The organism is Streptomyces murinus, assembly GCF_002154555.1.
Classification (GTDB): Bacteria; Actinomycetota; Actinomycetes; order Streptomycetales; family Streptomycetaceae; genus Streptomyces; species Streptomyces murinus.
Window position 1 is genome coordinate 1 of the sequence record NZ_MUNF01000638.1, and the last position, 4,245, is coordinate 4,245.

At 71.8% G+C, this 4,245-nt stretch carries 4 protein-coding genes; 2 read left to right on the forward strand and 2 right to left on the reverse strand.

Annotated features, from left to right (window positions below):
• Positions 1-1,088 (reverse strand): methylaspartate mutase (locus tag CCN72_RS31975; RefSeq protein ID WP_425276189.1); only part of this gene is annotated, 1,088 nt, incomplete at its 3' end.
• A complete protein-coding gene (locus CCN72_RS31980; protein ID WP_086811670.1) occupies positions 1,085-1,540 on the reverse strand; it encodes a cobalamin B12-binding domain-containing protein in 456 nt (151 codons plus the stop codon). The genes CCN72_RS31975 and CCN72_RS31980, both read right to left, overlap by 4 nt.
• Before the next feature lie 242 nt (positions 1,541-1,782).
• On the opposite strand from CCN72_RS31980, the gene CCN72_RS31985 reads away from it, so the two are divergent.
• Together CCN72_RS31985 and CCN72_RS31990 are read left to right on the forward strand one after the other, a co-directional pair.
• Entirely contained in the window at positions 1,783-3,192 is a 1,410-nt protein-coding gene (locus CCN72_RS31985; protein WP_086811673.1) for a helix-turn-helix domain-containing protein, read from the forward strand.
• Positions 3,193-3,282: 90 nt separating this feature from the next.
• Complete coding sequence (locus CCN72_RS31990; RefSeq protein ID WP_086811675.1) at positions 3,283-4,215, forward strand: ornithine carbamoyltransferase; 933 nt, start codon at positions 3,283-3,285, stop codon at positions 4,213-4,215.
• Positions 4,216-4,245: the final 30 nt, after the last annotated feature.

Consider the following 4,245-nt stretch of genomic DNA (forward strand, 5'->3'; position numbering starts at 1 on the left):
ACAACCCGGTGTACGCCGAGGACCGCGCCCTGATCGGCGCGGGCCTCGGCGTACACCGGGTTGTCGGACACGGGCGGCGCTCCGTCGGAGGTCCGGTGGGTGCCGTGGGCGGCGGCGGTCCGGTGGGCGTCGCGGGCGGCCGCCGAGGCGACGCGCAGCGCCTCGACGTTCTCCGCGACGGTGGGGATGCGGTGTGCCTCCGCGACCGTCTTGACGATCAGCCGGGCCGCGCCGGCCTCCACGGCGAGTTCCGCCGAGCGCTCCAGCAGCTCCAGCGCGCCCTCTCGGGAGCGCGGGTACAGGCCCATGTAGGTGTAGAGGACGACGTGCCACTCGGTGTCCGGCAGCAGTTCGGCGGCCAGCCTGCGCAGCGCGTGGATCGCGTGGACGTCCTGCTCGGAGTTGGTCTGCTGGGCGTAGCTGAGCGAGATGGAGCGCAGGCCCGCCCGGTGGAAGAAGACCGCCTCCAGCGCGCTGAGCGCCACCAGCAGTCCCGGTGGGCACAGCTGGCCCAGCATGCAGCCGCCGAACGTCTCCAGATGGGGTTCGGCGCCGGTCGCGCGGAGCGAGGCGAGGAATGCGCAGGCCTGCTGCCAGTTGCGGACGGAGTCGGCCAGCGGGGTGCGGCCGTAGGGCAGGCAGTACGACACCGGGCCGCCCTCGGTGGCGTCCAGGCCGAGGGCGGCCAGGGCGGCGACGATGCGCTGGGGGCGGGCCGAACCGTGGCGTACCTGTACGGGGAACGACGGGTCGCGCACGCCGTCCAGGACCCAGCGGGAGGTGTGCGGGCTGAGCGAGCTGATGGGGTAGCCGTTGAGGGAGTGGTCCTCGTTGAGGGCGCGCACCGCGGACAGTTCGTCGCCCACCCGGGTGTAGCTGTCGATGGTGAGGGTGCCGACGACGGCCTCGGCGGCGTCCCTGGTCGCCCGCAGCCCGGCCCGCATCAGGGCGGGGTCGGAGAACCCCATCCGCGGCTGCACCACGAGGGCTCCCCTGGCCTGGGCGTCCGCGACGTACCGGGCGAAGGAGGCGCGCGATCCGTGCACGGCCACCGGGCCCCGGGGGCGGGCCGTGGCGGCCCGGGTCACCGGGTCACCTCCTTGGGCAGGGCGCCGACGAACGTCTCGAAGGAGGCGAGGTCGACGCCGTCCTGGAAGACGGCGTCGAAGCCGGCCGCCATGAGTTCCCGGGCCTGTTCCTCCTGCCGGTCCTGCGCGATCCCGAGCTTGCCGCCGATGACGACCGGCAGTCCGTCCAGGTCCGGACGGGCGCGCAGGGCGCCGATCAACGGCTTGGCGTCACGGCAGCCGTGCCCGTTGACGCTGCTGATCACCAGCAGATCGGGCTGGTGTTTCGCGCAGGACTCGACGATTTCTTCCTCGGGGACGCAGGGGCCGAGATTGACGACCTCGTGCCCCAGGTCCTCCAGCAGCAGCTGAATGAATACGAGATTCCAGGTGTGTGCGTCGGACGCCAATCCGGTGACGATTACTTCGAGTGACGCCGTGCGGTCGCAAGTCGCCAATTCGGCAGGCTTCATTCGTTCTTCGTCCACATCATTGATGACATCGGGAGAAGGAGGCTGGCGGGTTCTGAACGCCCCGCACGATCGAGCCTAGGAGTCCTCCCGAAGCGTCACCGGCGCCCGCGACGGCAGCGCGGCGGCAGTTGCCGCCGCCCCTGCGACCGGTGTTCCCGGAGGCAGTAACGCCGCAGGAACGGAACGGTAAGGCGCCCTCGGAAGCTTGTTGAGCAAGCAACCGGAACAGCAGGGAGACAGCGATGACGAACCGTCAGGCTCGGTCGGCTGAATTCGGCGCCGTGCTGCGCGGCGCCCGGGAAAAGGCCGGGCTCACCCAGGAACAGCTTGCCGGGCTCTCGACTGTCAGCATCCGGGCGATCCGTGATCTGGAGCGCGGACGAGTGGTACGGCCCCGCAAGGACACGGTGCGGCTGCTCGCCGACGCCATGCGGCTCGGTGACACGGGCCGGGCGGCGCTCGAACTGGCCGCCGACAGCGCCTCGGTGGGCAAGGCGCTGCACGATGTGTACAGCCCCGAACTGGCCTGCCCGCCCATGCCGGTGCACACCCTGTTCGGCCGCGAGTCCGAACTGCGCGCGCTGTCCGACCTGTTGACCAGTGAGCGGGAACGGCTGGTGACGGTCGTGGGGCTGCCCGGTGCCGGCAAGTCCCGGCTCGCCCAGGAGGCCGCCCTCCAGGTGCACCGGCGAGGTGACATACCCGTGCTGTGGCTGCCCATGGACGCGGGCGGGCGCACCCCGGACAAGGCCGCCCACCGGCCGCAAACCGCGCTGGCCAACTGGGTGCGGCCCCTGGTGTCCGAGGGCGGGCACTACGACGAGCTGGCGTCGTTCATCGCGGACCGGCCCACCCTGCTGGTCCTGGACGGCCACGAGATGACGCCCGCCACCAGCCCGGCCCTGATGTACCTGCTGCACAGCTGCCGGCGGCTCAGGATCCTGCTGACCTCCCGGCGCCCGCACCATGTCTCCGGCGGCCGGCTGCTGCCCCTCGCACCCCTGCCGACGACCCTGGCACCGGGCCCGCCCCCGATACCCGGGCCGGCCGCGATGTCGCCGCTGCCCGGTGACTCGCTGTCGGCGCGCCGCCCCGCCGTCGAGCTGATGCTGTCGTACGTCAGCCATCTGCGTCCCGACCTGCTGCTCACCGACTCCGTGATCGGGGTCGTGGCGGAGATCTGCGAGGCGCTGGACGGCATACCGCAGGCCCTGGAGGCGGCCACTTCCTGGCTGTTGCTGTACTCACTGGAACAACTGCGGGAGATGGCACGGGAGTCGCCGCTCGCGCTGGTCGACGGCGCTCCCCCGCTGACTCTCGGTGCCGCCGCCCCGCTGCGTGAGCTGCTGGCCTCGGTGCGGGCCGGACTCCCCGACCGGCAGGCCGCGCTGCTGGCGGCGATGGCGCCGTCGGCCTCCTCCTGGACCGTCGACGACGCGGCGGAGGTGCTGGGCGTCCCGTCGGCGCGGGCGGCCCAGGACGTGCACGCCCTGCTGCTGCACGGCCTGATCCGCCAGTTTCCCGCGGCGCCGGGCGGCGCGGACCGGCCCGGCGAGTTCTCGGTGCTCCATCTCGTACGCGACCTCGTCACCGGCGGACGGCCGTCGCAGGAGGACGCGGCGCCCCGGCTGCTGGCCACCGGAGCCGCGTGACCGGCGCCCGCGGTCGCTCAGACGTCCCGGCAATTCCCGCCAAGTCCTGGCAGAAAACACATAGTTCACGAAAGGTGATGACACCCCGCCATGCGTAATCTCATCTCGCTCGCCGACCTGACCTCCGGGGAACTCGACCGCATCGTCAGGCGCGCCGTCGTCTTCGGCCGCGGTGACACCGGTGAACGGCCGCTGGCCGGCCGCCGGGTCGGTATCTATTTCCGCAAGTCCTCGACCCGTACCCGTACGTCGTTCTGGAGCGGCGCGAGCCGGCTGGGCGCGGACGTCATCACGTTCGGTCCCGACGAGCTACAGATCAGCACGGGAGAAACCCTGGAGGACACCGCCCGGGTGCTGGGCGAGTACCTGGACGCGCTGGTCGTGCGCACCAACGGGGACATGGCGGAGATACGGCGGCTGGGCAGCAGCCCGAAGCTCGCCGTGGTCAACGCCCTGACCCTGGACGAGCATCCGACCCAGGCGATCGCCGATCTGGCCACGCTCACCGAGCTGTTCGGTGACCTGGCGGGCCGGCATGTGCTGTGCGTGGGCGAGGGGAACAGCTCGGGCGCCGCGCTCGCGCTGGCCGCGGCGCTCACCCCCGGGCTGCGGCTCACGCTGCTCTGCCCGAAGGGGTACGAGGTGCCGCGGGAGACCCTGGACCTGGTCGCCAAGCTCAGCGAAGGACAGGCGCTGGTCGAGCAGGTCACCTCGGCCGACGAGGTGACGGGGCCGGTGGACGCCGTGTACACGAGCCGCTGGCAGACGATGGGCGTGCCCAAGGCGAACCCCGACTGGCTGGCCGACTTCGAGGGGTTCCGGATCGACCAGGGGTTCTTCGACCGGTTCGCCGGTCCGGACACCGTGTTCCTGCACGACCTGCCCGCCGTGCGCGGCCAGGAGGTCACCGACGAGGTGCTCGACGGGGAGCGGAGCGTCGCCTGGCGCCAGGCGCACCACAAGATGACGGCCGCGATGGCGGTGCTGGAGTGGTGCGTCGTCGGAGCGGACGACCGTATCTGACCCGGACATCCGCAAGAGAGCGGTGGTGGA

Coding starts and splice junctions, on each gene's coding strand:
- CCN72_RS31980 (WP_086811670.1), bottom strand. CDS start 1,540: ATGAAGCCTGCCGAATTGGCGACTTGCGACCGCACGGCGTCACTCGAA.
- CCN72_RS31985 (WP_086811673.1), top strand. CDS start 1,783: ATGACGAACCGTCAGGCTCGGTCGGCTGAATTCGGCGCCGTGCTGCGC.
- CCN72_RS31990 (WP_086811675.1), top strand. CDS start 3,283: ATGCGTAATCTCATCTCGCTCGCCGACCTGACCTCCGGGGAACTCGAC.